Annotated in this window: 22 protein-coding genes; 10 read left to right on the top strand and 12 right to left on the bottom strand. The window is 65.9% G+C overall.

Annotated features, from left to right (window positions below; all coding sequences use genetic code 11):
- Entirely contained in the window at positions 1–618 is a 618-nt protein-coding gene (locus tag EAH76_RS12650) for an ankyrin repeat domain-containing protein (RefSeq protein WP_140850637.1), read from the top strand.
- A 32-nt stretch (positions 619–650) separates the two neighbouring features.
- Here EAH76_RS12650 and EAH76_RS12655 read toward each other — a convergent pair whose 3' ends face one another.
- From EAH76_RS12655 to EAH76_RS12705, 11 genes are all read right to left on the bottom strand, one after another.
- Complete coding sequence (locus EAH76_RS12655) at positions 651–1,163, bottom strand: MmcB family DNA repair protein (protein ID WP_140850638.1); 513 nt, start codon at positions 1,161–1,163, stop codon at positions 651–653.
- A gap of 50 nt (positions 1,164–1,213) precedes the next feature.
- The gene (locus EAH76_RS12660; protein WP_140850639.1) at positions 1,214–1,873 is read right to left on the bottom strand and encodes a cell wall hydrolase; all 660 of its coding nucleotides are present in this window, start codon (positions 1,871–1,873) and stop codon (positions 1,214–1,216) included.
- 153 nt (positions 1,874–2,026) lie between these two features.
- Positions 2,027–2,350 carry a DUF1491 family protein gene (locus EAH76_RS12665; protein ID WP_140850986.1) on the bottom strand — a complete coding sequence of 108 codons (324 nt, stop codon included), beginning with the start codon at positions 2,348–2,350 and terminating at the stop codon, positions 2,027–2,029.
- A gap of 14 nt (positions 2,351–2,364) precedes the next feature.
- Entirely contained in the window at positions 2,365–2,835 is a 471-nt protein-coding gene (locus tag EAH76_RS12670) for a PaaI family thioesterase (RefSeq protein WP_140850640.1), read from the bottom strand.
- The gene (locus EAH76_RS12675) at positions 2,825–3,292 is read right to left on the bottom strand and encodes a PTS sugar transporter subunit IIA (RefSeq protein WP_140850641.1); all 468 of its coding nucleotides are present in this window, start codon (positions 3,290–3,292) and stop codon (positions 2,825–2,827) included. The genes EAH76_RS12670 and EAH76_RS12675 overlap by 11 nt, the downstream gene beginning before the upstream one ends.
- 112 nt (positions 3,293–3,404) lie before the next feature.
- Positions 3,405–3,992 (bottom strand): ribosome hibernation-promoting factor, HPF/YfiA family, encoded by a 588-nt coding sequence (hpf, locus tag EAH76_RS12680; protein WP_140850642.1) that lies wholly within the window; start codon positions 3,990–3,992, stop codon positions 3,405–3,407.
- 89 nt (positions 3,993–4,081) lie between these two features.
- Positions 4,082–4,774, bottom strand: coding sequence for a DNA polymerase III subunit epsilon (gene dnaQ, locus EAH76_RS12685; RefSeq protein WP_140850643.1), 693 nt, complete (start codon positions 4,772–4,774; stop codon positions 4,082–4,084).
- Positions 4,775–4,778: 4 nt separating this feature from the next.
- Entirely contained in the window at positions 4,779–5,393 is a 615-nt protein-coding gene (coaE, locus tag EAH76_RS12690; RefSeq protein ID WP_140850644.1) for a dephospho-CoA kinase, read from the bottom strand.
- The gene (locus EAH76_RS12695; RefSeq protein ID WP_140850645.1) at positions 5,390–6,202 is read right to left on the bottom strand and encodes a shikimate dehydrogenase family protein; all 813 of its coding nucleotides are present in this window, start codon (positions 6,200–6,202) and stop codon (positions 5,390–5,392) included. Before EAH76_RS12695 ends, coaE begins: the two co-directional genes overlap by 4 nt.
- The gene (locus tag EAH76_RS12700; RefSeq protein WP_140850646.1) at positions 6,199–6,795 is read right to left on the bottom strand and encodes a Maf family protein; all 597 of its coding nucleotides are present in this window, start codon (positions 6,793–6,795) and stop codon (positions 6,199–6,201) included. The genes EAH76_RS12695 and EAH76_RS12700 overlap by 4 nt, the downstream gene beginning before the upstream one ends.
- A complete protein-coding gene (locus EAH76_RS12705) occupies positions 6,792–7,616 on the bottom strand; it encodes a pyruvate, water dikinase regulatory protein (protein ID WP_431357988.1) in 825 nt (274 codons plus the stop codon). Before EAH76_RS12705 ends, EAH76_RS12700 begins: the two co-directional genes overlap by 4 nt.
- A 318-nt stretch (positions 7,617–7,934) precedes the next feature.
- Here EAH76_RS12705 and hemE point away from each other — a divergent pair, with 318 nt between their 5' ends.
- From hemE to rho, 3 genes are all read left to right on the top strand, one after another.
- On the top strand, positions 7,935–8,966 hold the full coding sequence (hemE, locus tag EAH76_RS12710; RefSeq protein WP_140850648.1) for a uroporphyrinogen decarboxylase: 1,032 nt from the start codon (positions 7,935–7,937) through the stop codon (positions 8,964–8,966).
- Positions 8,963–9,418: a CopD family protein gene (locus EAH76_RS12715; RefSeq protein WP_194150997.1), complete on the top strand. Its 456-nt coding sequence runs from the start codon at positions 8,963–8,965 to the stop codon at positions 9,416–9,418. The genes hemE and EAH76_RS12715 overlap by 4 nt, the downstream gene beginning before the upstream one ends.
- Positions 9,419–9,636: 218 nt before the next feature.
- Positions 9,637–10,893, top strand: coding sequence for a transcription termination factor Rho (gene rho, locus EAH76_RS12720; RefSeq protein WP_140850649.1), 1,257 nt, complete (start codon positions 9,637–9,639; stop codon positions 10,891–10,893).
- A 105-nt stretch (positions 10,894–10,998) separates the two neighbouring features.
- Here the strand turns inward: rho and EAH76_RS12725 are convergent, their stop codons facing one another.
- Entirely contained in the window at positions 10,999–11,478 is a 480-nt protein-coding gene (locus tag EAH76_RS12725) for a methylated-DNA--[protein]-cysteine S-methyltransferase (protein WP_140850650.1), read from the bottom strand.
- 49 nt (positions 11,479–11,527) lie between these two features.
- On the opposite strand from EAH76_RS12725, the gene EAH76_RS12730 reads away from it, so the two are divergent.
- From EAH76_RS12730 to EAH76_RS12755, 6 genes are all read left to right on the top strand, one after another.
- A complete protein-coding gene (locus tag EAH76_RS12730; protein ID WP_140850651.1) occupies positions 11,528–11,752 on the top strand; it encodes a DUF6489 family protein in 225 nt (74 codons plus the stop codon).
- A 2-nt stretch (positions 11,753–11,754) separates the two neighbouring features.
- The gene (gene mnmE, locus EAH76_RS12735; RefSeq protein ID WP_140850652.1) at positions 11,755–13,041 is read left to right on the top strand and encodes a tRNA uridine-5-carboxymethylaminomethyl(34) synthesis GTPase MnmE; all 1,287 of its coding nucleotides are present in this window, start codon (positions 11,755–11,757) and stop codon (positions 13,039–13,041) included.
- A 58-nt stretch (positions 13,042–13,099) separates the two neighbouring features.
- Positions 13,100–14,944, top strand: a complete 1,845-nt coding sequence (gene mnmG / locus EAH76_RS12740) for a tRNA uridine-5-carboxymethylaminomethyl(34) synthesis enzyme MnmG (RefSeq protein ID WP_140850653.1) — start codon at positions 13,100–13,102, stop codon at positions 14,942–14,944.
- Positions 14,941–15,555, top strand: coding sequence for a 16S rRNA (guanine(527)-N(7))-methyltransferase RsmG (locus EAH76_RS12745; protein WP_140850654.1), 615 nt, complete (start codon positions 14,941–14,943; stop codon positions 15,553–15,555). The genes mnmG and EAH76_RS12745 overlap by 4 nt, the downstream gene beginning before the upstream one ends.
- Positions 15,552–16,346, top strand: coding sequence for a ParA family protein (locus tag EAH76_RS12750; protein WP_140850655.1), 795 nt, complete (start codon positions 15,552–15,554; stop codon positions 16,344–16,346). The genes EAH76_RS12745 and EAH76_RS12750 overlap by 4 nt, the downstream gene beginning before the upstream one ends.
- A gap of 71 nt (positions 16,347–16,417) precedes the next feature.
- Positions 16,418–17,245: a ParB/RepB/Spo0J family partition protein gene (locus EAH76_RS12755; RefSeq protein ID WP_140850656.1), complete on the top strand. Its 828-nt coding sequence runs from the start codon at positions 16,418–16,420 to the stop codon at positions 17,243–17,245.
- Positions 17,246–17,248 lie beyond the last annotated feature (3 nt).

Here is a 17,248-nt window from a genome sequence, read left to right on the forward strand (position 1 = left end):
ATGACTCTTCGTACCGCATCGCTCGCCCTCACCCTGCTCGCGACCAGCGCACTGGCGCTCGTTCCCGCGCCCGTGACCGCACAGATCGGCCAGTCGCCTGGGTACAAGTTTCTCCAGTCGGTCAAGGATGCCAAGAATGACGAGGTGATCGCGGCGCTCGAGAAGCCCGGCGTCACGATGATCAACACGCGCGACCGGACCAATGGCGAAGGCGCGCTGCATATCGTCGTGCGGCGCGGCGACATGGCCTATGTCTCGTATCTTTTGTCCAAGGGCGCCGACGCCAATCTGCGCGACGACAAGGGCGAAACCGCGATGTTGCTGGCGACCCGGCTCGGACGGAAGGAAATGGTCGATGCGCTCGCCAGGAGCGGCGGTAACGTCAATCTCGCCAATGCCAGTGGCGAAACGCCTCTGATCATTGCGGTGCAGCGCCGTGATCAGTCCCTGGTGCGCGATCTGCTCGATCTTGGCGCCGATCCCGATCAGGCCGACCATCTCCAGGGCTTCTCCGCGCGCGATTACGCCACGCAGGACAAGCGCTCGCCGAGCATCGCGCAGATGATCGAGGCGAACCCGAAAAAGGTGCGCAAGGCGGTGTCGGGGCCGAAGCTCTGACACTGCTCCACGTGGAACACTCGCGCCGCTAATTAGAGAATGATCTGCGCCTCGGGATCGGTCAGTGCGATCAGCCTGCGCCCTGCCCGCCGCCCGAACGCCAATGTGACGCGCTTGCGGGTTGCCGCGGAAAGCGGCTCGGTATGCGCATCGCGGATGACCGCCGCGTCATAGCGATCGGCGACGATGATGCCGGTACGCTCGGGCAGGAACGCCGCGCCGTCGAGCGGCGAAGCGTCGAAGCCCGCGGGAACGGCCCAATAATACCGGTCGCAGCAGCCGAGATAGTCGGTCCACTTTCCGTCGCCGAGCAGATCCGCGCGCGAGACCTTGATTTCGACGATAACGATCTGGCCGCGCGCATCGATCGCCATCAGGTCGGCACGGCGGTTCCCGTCGAGCGGCACTTCGGCCATTGCGATCAGATCGTGACGCAGCAACATCCGTGTCGTCCCGCGCGCGACATCGGCTGCGCATAACGGCGAGCCGGGAAAATCGGCGCAAGCGTTGTCGGACGCCGTGATAGGATCGGGGGTGCGTAGCATCTCCCGATCCTAGAACATTTCACGAACGCGTCCAAGAGGACGCGTGTCGCTCAGCGATAGAAAAGATGGTTGCCGATCGCTGCGACCTGGACGCGATGCCAGCCCGGCGCCGAACGGCGCGCATGGAAATACATCGCGTCCGATGCGGGGCTGTCCCACGCATCGGCTAGCGCGACGCGCGCAACGGCGACGGCGGTGCGATACTGCTTGTTCGGCGCGATATCGGGGACATGCCCGCCGCGCACGAAGGAGAATTGACCCGGCTGGGTCACGACCGAGCACACGCCCTTGGGAAAGCGGCCCGACTTCGAACGGTTGAGGATCACTTCGGCGACGGCGAGCTGTCCGCTCAGCGGTTCGCCCTTGGCTTCGAAATAGATCGCGCCGGCCATGCACTGAAGCTCGTCGTTCATCGCGTCGGGGCCAGGCTGTGCCGCCACCGCTGCGTCGAGCGTACCATAAGCGACGGTATCGCCGTCCTGCTCGGCATCGGACTCGGGGGACTCGGGCGCCGTGGTGGTTACGGGATCGGTCGACTGGGGGGTTGCGATCGCCGGCATCATGTGCGGCGTCTGCGGAACCGAAAGTGCGGTAGGCACGTTGATAGCACGATTGATTTCCTGGGCGAAGCCAGGCGTTCCGAAGCCGATGAGAGCAGCGACGGTAAAGGTCAGCGTCACGATGGATGCGACGCGATTCGAAAACGACATGAAAACGACTAAAATGCGGTTGGTGCGCGGATAGGGTCGACATATGTCGCCCCACCGGACAGCCCCCCGACTGCGTAATCATTCCGGATCGCACCCGGCACGACACAACGCCCTGACTAAGAGCTGTGCGTATCTCCGCGCGACCGCCTGCGGTCAATCGCCGAGGATTGTTTCTGCGGCGAATCGTTCTGCCGATGCGATGTCCAGTTCGATCACCCACAGATCGGGGTCGCGCGCACGGCGTCGGCGCCAATAGTCATCGCATTCGGCCGAATTGGCCACGTCCACCGGTCCGCTCGCGATCAAAGCGGGCTTCCCGGTTGGGCCAAGCGCCCGTTCGACAAACCGCGTCGGCGTGTTTCTATCCTGCAAGATCAAGAGGATACCGCCCGAATCCGCGTCGCCCTTGGCCCGCACCATCGCCATCCCGCCGGCATCGTTGACGCGTTTCAGCAGCGCCGAAACGAGGATTCCCATAGCGAGCGTGTCGGTCACGCCGAGCGATAACCGGGCAAGCCGGCAAGCGCGATCTGCGAGCGCATGAACGTTCCCGTTCCCCGCGCCGCTTCATCGCCCGCCGCGTCGATCAGCCGAGCCTCGGCGACGAACACCCGGCGATGCCCCGAGACCCAGCGCCCTTCGGCGATCACCGGGCCAGCGCGCAGCGGCTTGGTCAGCAACAGGTTAAACGCGGTGGTCAGCAGGAAACGGTCGGTAACCAAACTGTTCGCGGCGTAGAAAGCGGCATCGTCGAGCATCTTGAAATAGCTCGTGCCGTGCGCCGCACCGCCGGCATGGAAGAAGCGTTCGTCGATGTTGAAGTGGATCCGCGCCAGCCCCGCCTCGGGAATCTCGAGCGTCGATTCGAACAGCCGATTGATCGGCGCCGCGGCATAGAGCGATTCGAGCGCGCGGAAATGCGCCTGCTCGCCCGCCGGGACAACGCGGTCGTTATGCGGCATCGCGCGCCTGATCGGCGATGAGCAGGGCAACGAGCGCATCGCGCGACCCGGCGCCGCGCAGCTTCGCGACAAACGCCTGATCGCGCAACGCGCGCGAGACGAGCGCGAGCGCCTTGAGATGCGTCGCGCCCGCATCGGGCGGCGACAGCAGCAGGAAGACGATATCGACCGGCATATCGTCGACCGAGTCGAAGTCGATCGGCTGGGCCAGACGCGCGAACACGCCGCGCACCCGGTCGAGCCCACGCAGCTTGCCGTGCGGCGTCGCCACGCCGCCGCCAAAGCCGGTCGAGCCGAGCTTCTCGCGCGCCGCGACCACCTCCGCGACGGCGGCCGCATCGACGCCATAGACGCTCGCGGCTGCGGCGGCGAGCTGTTGAAACAGCGCCTTACGCGTGCCGGCGCTGACGCGCTCAAGCACGGCGTCGGGCGCGAGGATATCGTGCAGATCGGTCATGACAGTCCTTGAGCCCGCCCAGAGCGGATGCCGTGCGCGAGCCCATAGCGCCGATTGGCGAGCGGCGAAAGCGCGACCCTCGGGCCTCGCCTCCGCCGTTCGCGGCATCAGATCAGGATCCGCGTTGCGGCTCGACCCACCCGATCGTCCCGTCGCCGCGGCGATACACCATGTTGTAGGTGCCCGAGACGCTGTTGCGGAACAGCAAGGCCGCGGTGTTGCGCAGATCGAGCATCATCACCGCATCGGAGACCGAGGCATCGGGCACGTCGACCCGCGTTTCGGCGACGATCAGCGGGAAGTCCTCGACTTCCTCTTCGGAGGTGCTTTCTTGGAACAGCGTATAGCCGGCATTATCGGCATCCGCCGCCTGTGCGGCCGCAGCGCTCGCCACGCCGGCGTTGCGATCCTTGAGCCGGCGCATGTAGCGCCGCAGCTGCTTCTCGATCTTGGCGGCGGCGGCATCGAAGGCGAGATGCGCGTCGGCGGCATCGCCATGCGCCTTGAGGATCAACCCCTGCATGACATGCGCGACGATGTCGGCGGTGAAGCGATTGTCGTGCGGGCCCTTGCCGAAAGTGACTTGGGCCGAGATGGCGCGCGCGAAATATTTGGTGGCGATGCCCTGGAGTCGCTCGTCGACATGGGTCCTGAGCGCCTCGCCCGTTTCGACCTGATGGCCGGAAACCCGAATATCCATGAGCATTCTCCTTACAAAGGCCAGCGTCGCTATGACGATCACCGGCGGTAGATGACACCTGTCGGGCGCCTCGACCCCCCAAACTCAGCTCACGCCATGGCCGGATCGCTCCCCCATAACGGGTTGACCACAGTCTTGAGAAAGGCGGTGTGACGCGCCCGATCCGCCTCGGCGACCGCGAAGACGCGCGGCGGGCGGACGACGGTTGCGACGATCAGGGTGCTTGGCGCGGTGTCCGCGACGACGTCGCTGACCAGGCCGAGCCCGATCTGGCGGCCACCGGTCAGCTCGACATAGACTTGCGACAGCAATTGCGCGTCGAGCAGCGCGCCGTGGACGGTGCGATGGCTGCGATCGATGCCGTAGCGGTTGCACAAGGCATCGAGGCTGTGCTTCGCGCCGGGGTGCCGCATCCGCGCCATCGCGACGGTATCGACCATGCGGTTCAACCCGACGGTCGCGCGGCCGCAGCGTTGCAGTTCGCCGTTGAGAAAGCCGAAATCGAAGCTCGCATTGTGCGCGACGAGCGGGCTGTCGCCGATGAAATCGAGCAGATCCTCGACCCGTTGCACGAACAGCGGCTTGTCGGCGAGGAACGCGTCGCTCAGCCCGTGGACGCGCTGCGCCTCGGCCGGCATCGTGCGCTCGGGGTGAAAATAGGCGTGGAAGGTACGCCCGGTCTCGACCTTGTTGACCATCTCGAGACAGCCGATCTCGACCATGCGATCGCCATCGGCGAAGCTGAAGCCTGTAGTCTCGGTGTCGAAAACGATCTCGCGCATAAGACTATGATAGTGGGGTCTCGCGCCCTTCGAGGCAAGCGATGATGGATGCGACCGCACGGCGCGTCGCATCCAACGACCCGCCGGTCGGCACGACATAGTCGGCACGCGCGACTTTTTCCGCGTCCGGCAATTGCCTGGCGAGAATCGCGTCGAGTTTGGCGGGGGTCATGCCCGGCCGCGCGAGCACGCGCGCATGCTGTATCGCGGGCGGCGCCGATACGACGACGACGCGATCGACTCGCGACTCGCCGCCGGTCTCGAACAGCAGCGGCACGTCGAACAGCACGATTGGCGCCGTCGCGTGCCGCGCGAGGAAGGCGGCGCGTTCCTCGCCGACCGCGGGATGGACGATCGCCTCGAGCCGCGCGAGCGCCGCCCGATCGCCCAGGACGCGCGCGCCGAGCATAGCGCGATCGACGCCGTTCGGCCCGGTGGCGCCGGGAAAGGCGGCCTCGATCGCCGAAACGACACGCCCGCCCGGACCTTGCAATACATGGACCGCGGCATCGGCATCGAACACCGGCACGCCAGCCTCTGCAAACATCGCCGCGACGGTCGATTTGCCCATCCCGATCGAGCCCGTCAGGCCGAGCGTGATCGGCCGCGCGGGCGTCATGCGGTCAACAGCGCGCGGAGCTCGTCGTCGCTCGCTTCGTCGCGAGGCGGGGCGACGCCGAAGAACAATTCGAACGCGAGCGCCGCCTGGCCGATCAGCATGTCGAGCCCATCGACGGTATCGAGCTCGCGTTCGCGCGCGGCCGCGAGCAGCGCCGTCTCGAGCGGTGCATAAACGACATCATAGACCACCGCATCCTGGGGCAATGGCGTCAGATCGAGCGCGAGCGGCGGTTGCCCGACCATGCCGAGCGCGCTCGCATTGACCAGCAACGCGGCGGGCGGCAGCGTCGCGTCGAGCGGCAGCGCCTTGCCCTTCAACCCGAACGACGACAGCAAGGCGGCCGCCTTGAGCACGTTGCGGTTGAGAATCGTCACCGGACCGACGCCGAGCCGGGCGAGCGCGAACAGCACCGCACGCGCCGCGCCCCCTGCCCCGACCACCACGACCGGCGCGCCGGTGAGGTCAAGCTGGTTGATCGGCGCATAGAATCCCGCGGCATCGGTGTTGGTCAGGATCAGCGCGCCATCCTCGCCACGGAACACCGTGTTGGCCGCGCCGATCGTGGCGCGGACACCGCCGGGATCGGCGACATGATCGAAGATCGCGAGCTTGTGCGGAATCGTGACGTTGCACCCGCGCCAGGCGGGATCGGCCGTGCGCGCGGCGATATAGGCGCCGAGCCCGTCGGGCTTGACCTCGCACAGCTGATATTCCGCGTCGAGCGAGAGGCGCTCGATCCAGAAGCCGTGGATCAGCGCCGACTTGGAATGCGCGATCGGATCCCCGATCACCTCGGCCAGCATCATGACGGCATCACTCCCCGCACCCGCAGATAATCGATCACCGGCAGCAGGGGCAGACCGAGCACGGTGAAATGGCTTCCCTCGATCCGGCTGAACAGCTGCGCGCCGGGTCCCTCGATCCGATAACAGCCGACGCAGCCGGCAATGGCGGGCCATTCGAGATCGAGATAGGTCTCGATAAAGGCCTCTGACAGCGGTCGCACATGCATCTTCGCGCGGTCGACGACCCGCCATACCGGGCGCCCGCCCTCGGCGATCACCGCAGCGCTGATCAGTTCGTGGCGCTTGCCCGACAGGCGCCGCAGATGCGCCGCGGCCTCGGCGCGATCGCGCGGTTTGTCGAGCATCGACCCATCCTCGAGCGCGACGATCGAGTCGCTGCCCAGCACGAGCGCCTGGCCGTCGCCCGACGACACCTTGATCGCCTTGAGCTCGGCCAAGGCGTCGGCCATGTCGCGCGCCGCGAGCCCTTCGCCGAGCAGCGCCGCCTTCGCCGACTCCTCGTCGACGCCCGCCGAGACCGCGACGAACGGGACGCCGGCGGCGGTCAGCATTGCGCGCCGCGAGGCGCTTTGCGAGGCGAGCACCAGCGTCATGGCTCGCCACTCATGTCGCCACGACGCTCGCCGACAAGCGCGATGATCGCGGCCGCGGTCTCCTCGATCGACCGTCGCGTGACGTCGATCACCGGCCAGCCATTGTCTGCGAACATCCGCCGTGCATAGGCGACCTCACGCGTGACCGATTCCTGATCGACATAGGCGGTGGTGGTCATCTCGTTGAGCGACAGCAGGCGGTTGCGGCGGACCTGGATCAGCCGGTCGGCGCTCGTCGTCAGGCCGACGATGATCGGGTTTTTGAGCGTGAAGAGGCTTTCCGGCGGCGGGCTTTCGACGACGATCGGGATGTTCGCCGTCTTGAACCCGCGATTGGCGAGATAGATCGAGGTCGGCGTCTTCGACGAGCGCGACACGCCGGCAAGCAGGATATCGGCCTCTTCCCAATCCTCGGCGAGAATGCCGTCATCATGCGCGATGGTGAACTGGATCGCATCGACGCGCGCAAAATAGGCGGCGTCGAGCACGTGCTGCCGCCCGGGGCGCGCCTTGGCGGCCTGGCCGAGCAGCCCCGACAGCGCGCCGGTCACCGCATCGAGCGGCGCAACCGCGGGCAAGCCCAGCGTGCGGCAGCGCGATTCGAGCGTGCGGCGCGTCTCGCTATTGACCAGCGTGAACAGCACCAGCCCCGGATTCTGCGAGATTTCCTGGAGAATCCGCTCGAGATGCGCCTCGGTCCGCACCATCGGCCAGAAATGGCGGATCGTCTCGACATCGTCATATTGCGCGAGCGCAGCCTTGGCGATGTTCTCGAGCGTTTCGCCGGTCGAATCCGACAGGAGATGGAGATGCAGGCGCATCAACGAGCGGTGCGGGGCGAAACTGTGGACAACATGCGGGCAAGCGCTAGCGCAACTTTGCCCTCCCGCAAAGTCGGGCGACCGCGGTGCATAACCCATCCGCTATCCACAATCGCGCAAACACCCCTGGGTTCCCCCCACAGCCTGTGGATAATGGGGATGACCGCGCCGACTCAAGGCGTGCGCGTCGATCCGGCGACGTCAATCTGTTGGCATTTTGGGGATGGCGGCATAAGCCCCGCTATCAACGTGCCAACAACCACTTCAACCTTTTAAGATTCTAGATTCTTATAGAAGTAGGGTGAGGAAAGACCGATCGTGCTGACACAAAACAAGCCGTTGCTCGCCACGCTCAAGGGTGAGCGTGCATTCACCTCGCCGATCTGGCTGATGCGCCAGGCTGGACGGTATCTTCCCGAGTATCGCGCGCTCCGTGCCGAGAAGGGCGGGTTCCTCGCTTTGGTCAACGACAGCGAAGCGGCGGCCGAGGTGACGATCCAGCCGATCCGGCGCTTCGGCTTCGACGGTGCGATCCTCTTCTCGGACATCCTGATGGTCCCCTCGGCGCTGGGACAGGGGCTGAGCTTCGGTGTGGGCGAAGGACCGGCACTGACACCTCCGCTTGTCGATCATGCGCTGGAGAGCCTCCAGGCGGCGCCTGAGCGGCTCGATCCGGTGTATGCGACAGTCCGCCTGGTCGCAGCGCAACTCCCGCCACAGACCACCTTTCTCGGCTTTGCCGGGAGCCCGTGGACCGTCGCCACCTATATGGTCGCGGGACATGGCAGCAAGGACCAGGGCGAGACGCGGCGTTTCGCGTATGGCGACCCGGCGGCGTTCGGCGAGATCATCACCGCGATCGCCGATTGCACCGTCGAATATCTGTCGCGGCAGATCGAGGCTGGGGTCGAGGCGGTACAGCTGTTCGACAGCTGGTCGGGCAGTCTGAGCCCCGCGCAATTCGAACGCTGGGTGATCGCCCCCAACGCAGCGATCGTCACGGCGCTCCGCGCGCGCCATCCCGGCGTGCCGATCATCGGCTTTCCCAAGGGTGCCGGCGAGAAGCTTCCGGCCTATGCGCGCGAAACCGGCGTCGATGCGCTCGGGCTCGACGAGACGATCGACCCCGAATGGGCCGCCGCGACCCTGCCAGCGGATTTACCGGTGCAGGGCAATCTCGACCCGCTCGTGCTGATCGCCGGGGGCGCGTCGATGGAACAGGCCGCCACGCGGATCCTGCGCGCATTTGCCGACCGCCCGCACATCTTCAATCTCGGCCACGGCATCCTGCAGGACACCCCCATCCCCCATGTCGAGCAACTGCTCGATTTCGTCCGGAGCGCGCGATGATCGGAATGCTCGGCAACGCCTACCCTTGGGTCAAGGCGGCGCATCTGATCTTCGTGATCTTCTGGATGGCGGGGCTGTTCATGCTGCCGCGCTATCTGGTGTATCATCAGGAGGCGCCGATCGGATCGCCCGAAGCGGCCCAGTGGGTCGAGCGCGAGGGCAAGATCCGCAACATCATCCTGACGCCCGCAATGGTCATGGTGTGGGTGCTCGGCCTGACGCTCGGCGCCAATCGCGGGCTGTTCTCGGGCGGCAGTGGGCTCGGCTGGCTGCATCTCAAGCTGCTGCTGGTGGTGATCCTCAGCGGCTATCATGGCTGGGCGGTCGGCTATGCCAAGAAGCTCGCCGCGGGCCGGCCGACGCTGACGGGGCGGCAGCTGCGGCTGATCAACGAAGTGCCCGCAGTGCTGGTGACCTTCATCGTGATCCTGGCGATCGTCCAGCCGTTCTGAGCCGTGTCTTCTCCTAGACTATGCGGCGGCGGTCGGGGGGAGCCCTCGGCCGTCGACGCGGTCCCTTGACGCGCCCCTCGCCGGATCGTATCTCGAAACCCGTGTCGCGATGCGGCGGGTCCACCCGTTCGGTTGCGGCATCCTTCCTCCAGCATCGTCGCGTAGCTGTTCGCCGACCGAAGCTCCCCCCTCGCATTCTTATGCCCCGGACGCCCTCCATGCATCTCAAAGACCTCAAGAACAAAAAGCCGGCCGAACTGGTCGCGATGGCCGAGGAGCTCGGCATCGAGAGCGCATCGACGCTGCGCAAGCAGGATCTGATGTTCGCGATCCTCAAGGTCCAGGCCGAAGAGGGCGAGGAGATCATGGGGCTCGGCACGATCGAAGTGCTGCCCGACGGCTTCGGCTTCCTGCGGTCGCCCGAGGCGAACTATCTGGCCGGCCCCGACGATATCTACATCTCGCCCAACCAGGTCCGTAAGTTCGGCCTGCGCACCGGTGACACGGTCGAGGGCGAGATCCGCGGGCCGAAGGATGGCGAACGCTATTTCGCGCTGACCAAGCTGACGGCGGTCAATTTCGACAATCCCGACGCCGTCCGGCATCGCGTCAATTTCGACAACCTCACCCCGCTCTATCCCGAGCAGAAGCTGACGCTCGATCCCGCCGACCCGACGGTCAAGGACAAGAGCGCGCGCGTGATCGACATCATCTCGCCGCAGGGCAAGGGCCAGCGCACGCTGATCGTCGCGCCGCCGCGCGTCGGCAAGACGGTGATGCTGCAGAACATCGCCAAGGCGATCACCGACAACCACCCCGAAGTGTTCCTGATCGTCCTGCTGATCGACGAGCGCCCCGAGGAAGTCACCGACATGCAGCGCTCGGTCAAGGGCGAGGTGGTCAGCTCGACCTTCGACGAGCCCGCGACGCGCCACGTGCAAGTCGCTGAGATGGTGATCGAAAAGGCCAAGCGCCTGGTCGAGCACAAGAAGGACGTCGTGATCCTGCTCGACTCGATCACGCGTCTCGGCCGTGCCTACAACACCGTCGTGCCGTCGTCGGGCAAGGTGCTGACCGGCGGTGTCGACGCCAACGCGTTGCAGCGCCCGAAGCGCTTCTTCGGTGCGGCACGCAACATCGAGGAAGGCGGTTCGCTGTCGATCATCGCGACCGCGCTGATCGATACCGGCAGCCGCATGGACGAAGTGATCTTCGAGGAATTCAAGGGCACGGGTAACTCGGAAATCGTGCTCGACCGCAAGGTTGCCGACAAGCGCATCTTCCCGGCGCTCGACGTCGGCAAGTCGGGCACGCGCAAGGAAGAGCTGCTGGTCGATCAGAGCAAGCTGTCGAAGATGTGGGTGCTGCGCCGCATCCTCATGCAGATGGGCACGATCGACTCGATGGAGTTCCTGCTCGACAAGATGAAGAATTCGAAGACCAACGAAGATTTCTTCGACAGCATGAATCAATAGCCTGCGGCCGGCGGCATGCTGCCGCCGGACTCGCACCGGCTCGGCCGGCGGGAGCCCTGGCTCCCGACCGACGGCATGGGCTTTGCCCATGCCCGCCCCGCGCACCTACAGCAGCAGATGCGGTCGCCCGCGCCGCTCGAAATCGAGCAACCATTGTTTGGTCGCAGGCCCCTCCCCCGCCGAATAGGCTCCCAGGGTTCCCGCGGCGTTGAGCACGCGGTGACACGGCACCACGATCGGGAACGGATTGCGCGCGCACGCCTGGCCGATCGCGCGTGCGCTCGATCCGGCGATCTTGGCGAGCGCCCCGTAGCTCAGCGTATCCCCATAGGAAATCGTGACCATCGCGGTTCGTAACGCCTCGCCACGCACGGATAGCGCAGGCGCCAGCGGAAGTTCGAAGGTCGTCCGCACGCCGGCGAACCATGCGCGCAGCTGTTCCACCGCGGCACGAACCGGCGCACCGCTGCCCGGCTGCTCATCGCCCTCCCCGCCGATCGTGATCGCATCAAGCCGATGCGCGTCGCCGCTAATCGTGATCAGCCCGACGGGCGTTGCGATCCGTGCCATATCGCGCGCATACATGGTGAGACTATGCAGCCGCGCTTGTGCCGGCTCAAGCGGAGACGCCGTAATGAAGATCAACGTCGAGATCGACTGCACCCCGCAAGAGGCGCGCGCGTTCATGGGGCTTCCCGATCTTACCCCCATTCACCAGAAATACTTGTCGATGATGACCGATTCGATGGACGGCGTGGTGTCCCCCGATCTGATCGAGAACATGATGCGCAGCTGGGCGCCCGTCAGCGATGCGAGCATGGGGCTGTGGCGCACGATGTTCGAGCGCGCCGCGAAATAAGCGTGAGCGACCACACGATCTACGCCTGTTCGAGCGGCCCCCCACCCGCGGCGATCGCGATCCTGCGGATCAGCGGACCGGCAGCGTTTCAGGTTGCTGCCGACCTCGCGGGAAGCTTGCCGTCGCCACGGCGTGCGGGCGTGCGGGCGTTACGCGATCCCGCGGATGCACGACTGCTCGACCGGGCGCTCGTTCTGACCTTCCCGGCGCCACGCACCGCGACGGGTGAGGATCTCGTCGAATTCCACCTGCATGGCGGGCGTGCGGTGGTTTCGGCGGTAAGTGACGTGCTGGCGGCCCAGCCGGGGCTGCGCGCGGCCGAGCCTGGTGAATTCACGCGGCGCGCACTGACCAACGGGGTGATCGATCTCACCGCCGCCGAGGGGCTCGGCGATCTGCTCAACGCCCAGACCGAGACGCAGCGGCGCGCGGCATTGCGGATGGCCGAAGGGGGGCTGCGGACGATCGTCGAAGCTTGGTCGGATCGCCTGGTCGGCGTCGCCGCGCGGATCGAAGCCCAGCTCGATTTCTCCGACGAGGACGATGTTCCCGACGAAGCAATGGATGCGATTACCGCTGACGTTGCGATCATCGCGGAAGCGATGGCAGCGTTGCTCGCGGCGCCGCCGGTCGAGCAGTTGCATGACGGCGTGCGCGTCGTGATCGCGGGCCCGCCCAATAGCGGCAAGTCGACCTTGCTCAACGTGCTGACCGGGCGCGATGTCGCAATCGTGTCGCCGCTCTCCGGGACGACGCGTGACAGGATCGAGGCCGCGGTGACGCGCGATGGGATCGCCTATCTGCTCACCGACACGGCAGGCCTGACCGATACGCCGAACGATATTGTCGAGGAGATCGGCGTAGCGCGCGCCGCCGCTGCGATGGACTCCGCGGACATTGTGCTCTGGCTCGGCGATACCCCACCTTCGGATCCCAGCCATATCGCGATCCATGCGCGAGCGGACCTTCCTGACCGCTCGACCCCACCGGCATTCACGCAGCTCGTCGTTTCTGCAGAGACCGATCGTGGGATCACCGCGCTGTGGGATTTGCTTGCGCTGCGCGCGTCGGCACTGTTGCCCGTTGCGGATGCGATCGCCACGAACGATCGCCAGCGCTCGCTCGTTCGAGCAAGTCACCAACACCTCACCATGGCCGGCCAGAGAGATTTGCTGATCGTCGCCGAGGAAGTGCGCTGCGCCATTCGCACGCTCGATGCGGTAACAGGGCGGACCGGCACCGAGGATATTCTCGATGCGATCTTCTCGCGCTTCTGCATTGGGAAATGACGTTCCACGTGGAACACCCGACTTTGACAGATCGCACACAGCCATTTAGCGCGAGCACATGAAGAATTTTGACGTCGTCATAGTGGGTGGCGGACACGCCGGCACCGAGGCGGCCGCCGCGGCGGCCCGCCGTGGCGCAAGAACCGCGCTCATAACTTTCGATCGAACTAAAGTCGGCGCCATGTCGTGCAATCCCGCGATCGGGGGGCTCGGCAAGGGGCACCTCGTTCGCGAAGTCGATGCCTTCGATGGCTTGATGGCACGCGCGACCGACGCGGCCGGGATTCATTATCGGATGCTCAACCGCAGCAAGGGGCCAGCCGTCCAGGGGCCGCGCGTTCAGGCGGATCGCCGGCGGTACGCGGCCGCGATCCAGGCGATGCTCGCGCGACAGGCCAATCTCGAGATCGTCGATGGCGAAGTGGCGGCCCTCCACCTGAGCTCGAGCGGACGCATCGCCGGGGTCCGTCTCGCCGACGACACCGTGCTCCACGCCCGCGCGGTTGTCCTCGCGACCGGCACCTTTCTCGGCGGGCGGATGTTCTGCGGCGAAGAGCGGTCGGAGGGCGGACGCGTCGGCGAGGCTGGCGCCTCGTTGCTCGCCCAGCAACTCCGCGCCGCGAACCTGCCGATGGCGCGGCTCAAGACGGGTACGCCGCCGCGGCTCGACGGCCGTACGATCGACTGGGCGCAACTGGCGCAGCAGGAGAGCGATGCCGAGCCGTGGACGATGTCGCCCATGTCAGGGCACCGCCCCCTGCCCCAGCTGCATTGCGCGATCACGCGGACGACCCCGCAGACACACGATATCATCCGGACCGGGCTCGATCGCTCGCCGCTGTTCGGCGGTGCGATCGCTGGTGCTGGACCGCGCTATTGCCCGTCGATCGAAGACAAGATCCACCGCTTCGGCGATCGCGATGGCCATCAGATCTTCCTCGAACCCGAAGGTCTCGACGACGCGACGATCTATCCCAACGGCATCTCGACCTCGCTGCCCGTCGATATCCAGGCGGCGATGCTCCGCTCGATCCCAGGGCTCGAAGCCGCGACGATGCTGACGCCGGGCTACGCGGTCGAATATGACCATATCGATCCGCGCGCTTTATCGGCGACGCTCGAAGTCCGGGCGCTCGAAGGCCTGTTTTGTTGCGGGCAGATCAACGGAACGACCGGGTATGAAGAGGCGGCCGGCCAGGGTCTGCTGGCCGGACTCAACGCCGCCGCGTGCGCGCTCGACTTGCCGGATGTCGTGCTTGATCGTGCGTCCTCCTATCTCGGCGTGATGATCGATGATCTCGTCCTGCAGGGTATTACCGAGCCCTATCGAATGCTGACAGCTCGCGCGGAATATCGCCTACGCCTCCGCGCCGATAACGCGGAGACGCGGCTGAGCCCGATCGCGGCCGAGATCGGGTGCCTGTCCACAGCGCGCACCGAGCGACTTGCCGAGCGGATGGAGCGCCGTGCGGAAATCGAACGGGCCCTCGACGAGACCGTGCCGAGCGAGCAGGTAGTTGCGCGCGGCGCAACGATTGCAGGCGATCCCGAACGGCGTACCGGCGCGGCTTGGCTTCGTGTCGCGGGGGTTTCGCTCGAGATGGTCGCGCCCGATCTGATCGATCGGATCGCCCCGGACCTGCTTGCCGAAGCCGCTGAGGATGCGCGATACGCTCCCTATCTCGCGCGTCAGGAATCGGAAGTCGCGGCGATGCGATCGCATGACGCGATCGTGGTGCCCGATGCCTTGCGGTTCGCGAGCGTTCCTGGCCTGTCGAGCGAGATGATCGAGCGCCTCGAAACGGCCCGGCCTGCCACGCTGGCAGCCGCTGGGCGGATCCGTGGCATAACGCCGGCGGCGCTGACCGCGATCCTGCTGCAAATTCGGAAGAAGGCGGCGTGACCGAGGACGAAGCGCGCGACTGGGTCGAGCATAGCTTCGGTGCCCTCGCGGTGACGGCGATGCACCAGCTGATCGACATCGTTCGCGCCGAAAGCACCCGACAGAACCTTGTCGCACCATCGACGCTCGAGGCGATGTGGACGCGCCATATCGTCGATTCCGCGCAGCTCGTGCGACTTGCACCACAGGATGATCGGCTCTGGCTCGATATCGGAAGCGGGGCGGGTTTTCCCGGGCTGGTTGTCGCTGCGCTTACCGAGCGCCCCGTCTGGCTCGTAGAGCCTCGCCGACGGCGCGCCGACTTCCTATCGGATGCGGCAGATGCGATGGGCATGGGCGATCGCGTCACGGTCAAAGCCGCGCGGATCGAGGACGTTACGGTCGAAGCCGGAATTATTTCGGCGCGTGCCGTTGCATCTTTGGACAGTCTTTTTGCATGGGGCGCGAAGTGTGCGTCTTCCGCAACGTGCTGGATTCTGCCAAAAGGGCGGTCGGCGCTGGCGGATATCGCCGCTGCGCAGCAGGTCTGGGACGGGGTGTTTCACGTGGAACACAGCATTACCGATCCCGACTCGCTGATCGTTCTCGCATCAAGGGTCACACGCCGATGAACGTGATTGCCGTCGCGAACCAAAAAGGCGGGGTCGGAAAGACGACGACCGCTATCAACCTCGGCACCGCACTCGCTGCGACCGGATTGCGCGTGCTGCTGCTCGATCTCGATCCGCAAGGCAATTGTTCGACCGGGCTTGGCATCGCGCGGGCGGACCGGCATCATTCGACCTACGATATCCTGCTCGGCGAAACCTCGATCGAGGTCGCCGCAATTCCGACCTGCGTCCCCAAGCTTGATATCGTCCCGGCGACGGTTGATCTGTCGGGTGCCGAGATCGAACTGGTGGAATATGAGGAGCGCACCCACCGCTTGTCGCGTGCGCTCGCGCGGTCGGATCATCGCTGGGATGTGGTGCTGATTGATTGTCCCCCATCGCTCGGTTTGCTCACCCTTAATGCGATGGTCGCGTCGAACTCGCTGCTCGTTCCGCTGCAGTGCGAATTCTTCGCGCTTGAGGGGCTTAGCCAGTTGCTCAGCACCGTCGAGCGGATCCGCGAGCGGTTCAACCCGGCGCTGGCGATCATGGGCGTCGCGCTGACGATGCACGACCGCCGCAACCGGCTTACCGATCAGGTCTCGAACGATGTGCGTGCCGTGCTCGGCCGGGTAGTCTTCGACACCGTGATCCCGCGCAACGTCCGCCTGTCCGAAGCGCCGAGCCATGGCTTGCCGGCGCTGATCTACGATTATCGCTGCCCTGGCTCCGAAGCGTATATCGCCCTCGCCCGCGAGCTGATCGCGCGCTTGCCCGCTCTCGATACTCCGCAACCGGCAAGGGCCGCATGACCGACTCGACGATTCCTCCAGTCTCGCGCCCTAAGCCCCGGTCGGGCTTGGGCCGTGGTCTCAATGCCCTGATGGGGGACCTCGCGCGCGAGGAGCCCGTTGGCGAGGGCAAGGAAAATGCCTCCCCCGGCGTGCGTTCCCTCCCGGTCGGATCGCTGACCCCGCACCCGGGCCAGCCGCGCCGTCATTTCGACGAAGCGGCGCTCGAGGAGCTGGCGCAGTCGATCGCGTTGCGCGGCGTGCTCCAACCGATCGTCGTGCGGCCGCACGGCACCGGCTATCAGATCGTCGCCGGCGAGCGCCGCTGGCGTGCTGCACAGCGTGCGCGGCTGCACGAAGTGCCCGTCATCGTCCGCGCCTTCGACGATACCGAGACGCTCGAGGTCGCGTTGGTGGAGAATATCCAGCGGCAGGATCTCAACGCGATCGAAGAGGCCGAAGCCTATCATCGCCTGATCGAGGATTTCGGGCATACCCAGGAGGCGCTCGGCAAGCTGGTCAACAAATCGCGTAGCCATATCGCCAATCTGCTGCGTCTGCTCGAGCTGCCCAAGCCGGTTCAGGAACGTGTCGTCAATGGCGCGCTGACGATGGGGCATGCGAGGGCGCTGATCGGCGCGCCGGACGTCGAGACGCTGGCGGACCAGGTCGTGGCGCGCGGGCTGTCGGTGCGCGATACCGAGCGCATGGCACGCGCCGCCAAGCCTGCACCGCGTGGCCAGCGCGACACGGAGGGCCGTGATCCCGATCTCGCGGCGCTCGAGCATCAGCTGGCGGATCTGCTCGGCCTGTCGGTGCGGGTGGCGCACAGTGCGAAGGGCGGCACGCTGACGCTATCCTATTCGACACTCGATCAGCTCGACATGGTCTGTCAGCGGCTGACCGGCGAGCGGATCTAGCGG

Source organism: Sphingomonas glacialis (assembly GCF_006439055.1).
In the GTDB taxonomy this organism is placed as follows: Bacteria; Pseudomonadota; Alphaproteobacteria; order Sphingomonadales; family Sphingomonadaceae; genus Sphingomonas; species Sphingomonas glacialis_A.

Excerpts from the sequence above, each read along its gene's own strand:
- EAH76_RS12650 (WP_140850637.1), top strand. The coding sequence starts at position 1 with ATGACTCTTCGTACCGCATCGCTCGCCCTCACCCTGCTCGCGACCAGC.
- EAH76_RS12655 (WP_140850638.1), bottom strand. The coding sequence starts at position 1,163 with ATGCTACGCACCCCCGATCCTATCACGGCGTCCGACAACGCTTGCGCC.
- EAH76_RS12660 (WP_140850639.1), bottom strand. The coding sequence starts at position 1,873 with ATGTCGTTTTCGAATCGCGTCGCATCCATCGTGACGCTGACCTTTACC.
- EAH76_RS12665 (WP_140850986.1), bottom strand. The coding sequence starts at position 2,350 with ATGGGAATCCTCGTTTCGGCGCTGCTGAAACGCGTCAACGATGCCGGC.
- EAH76_RS12670 (WP_140850640.1), bottom strand. The coding sequence starts at position 2,835 with ATGCCGCATAACGACCGCGTTGTCCCGGCGGGCGAGCAGGCGCATTTC.
- EAH76_RS12675 (WP_140850641.1), bottom strand. The coding sequence starts at position 3,292 with ATGACCGATCTGCACGATATCCTCGCGCCCGACGCCGTGCTTGAGCGC.
- hpf (WP_140850642.1), bottom strand. The coding sequence starts at position 3,992 with ATGGATATTCGGGTTTCCGGCCATCAGGTCGAAACGGGCGAGGCGCTC.
- dnaQ (WP_140850643.1), bottom strand. The coding sequence starts at position 4,774 with ATGCGCGAGATCGTTTTCGACACCGAGACTACAGGCTTCAGCTTCGCC.
- coaE (WP_140850644.1), bottom strand. The coding sequence starts at position 5,393 with ATGACGCCCGCGCGGCCGATCACGCTCGGCCTGACGGGCTCGATCGGG.
- EAH76_RS12695 (WP_140850645.1), bottom strand. The coding sequence starts at position 6,202 with ATGATGCTGGCCGAGGTGATCGGGGATCCGATCGCGCATTCCAAGTCG.
- EAH76_RS12700 (WP_140850646.1), bottom strand. The coding sequence starts at position 6,795 with ATGACGCTGGTGCTCGCCTCGCAAAGCGCCTCGCGGCGCGCAATGCTG.
- EAH76_RS12705 (WP_431357988.1), bottom strand. The coding sequence starts at position 7,616 with ATGCGCCTGCATCTCCATCTCCTGTCGGATTCGACCGGCGAAACGCTC.
- EAH76_RS12715 (WP_194150997.1), top strand. The coding sequence starts at position 8,963 with ATGATCGGAATGCTCGGCAACGCCTACCCTTGGGTCAAGGCGGCGCAT.
- rho (WP_140850649.1), top strand. The coding sequence starts at position 9,637 with ATGCATCTCAAAGACCTCAAGAACAAAAAGCCGGCCGAACTGGTCGCG.
- EAH76_RS12725 (WP_140850650.1), bottom strand. The coding sequence starts at position 11,478 with ATGTATGCGCGCGATATGGCACGGATCGCAACGCCCGTCGGGCTGATC.
- EAH76_RS12730 (WP_140850651.1), top strand. The coding sequence starts at position 11,528 with ATGAAGATCAACGTCGAGATCGACTGCACCCCGCAAGAGGCGCGCGCG.
- mnmG (WP_140850653.1), top strand. The coding sequence starts at position 13,100 with ATGAAGAATTTTGACGTCGTCATAGTGGGTGGCGGACACGCCGGCACC.
- EAH76_RS12750 (WP_140850655.1), top strand. The coding sequence starts at position 15,552 with ATGAACGTGATTGCCGTCGCGAACCAAAAAGGCGGGGTCGGAAAGACG.
- EAH76_RS12755 (WP_140850656.1), top strand. The coding sequence starts at position 16,418 with ATGGGGGACCTCGCGCGCGAGGAGCCCGTTGGCGAGGGCAAGGAAAAT.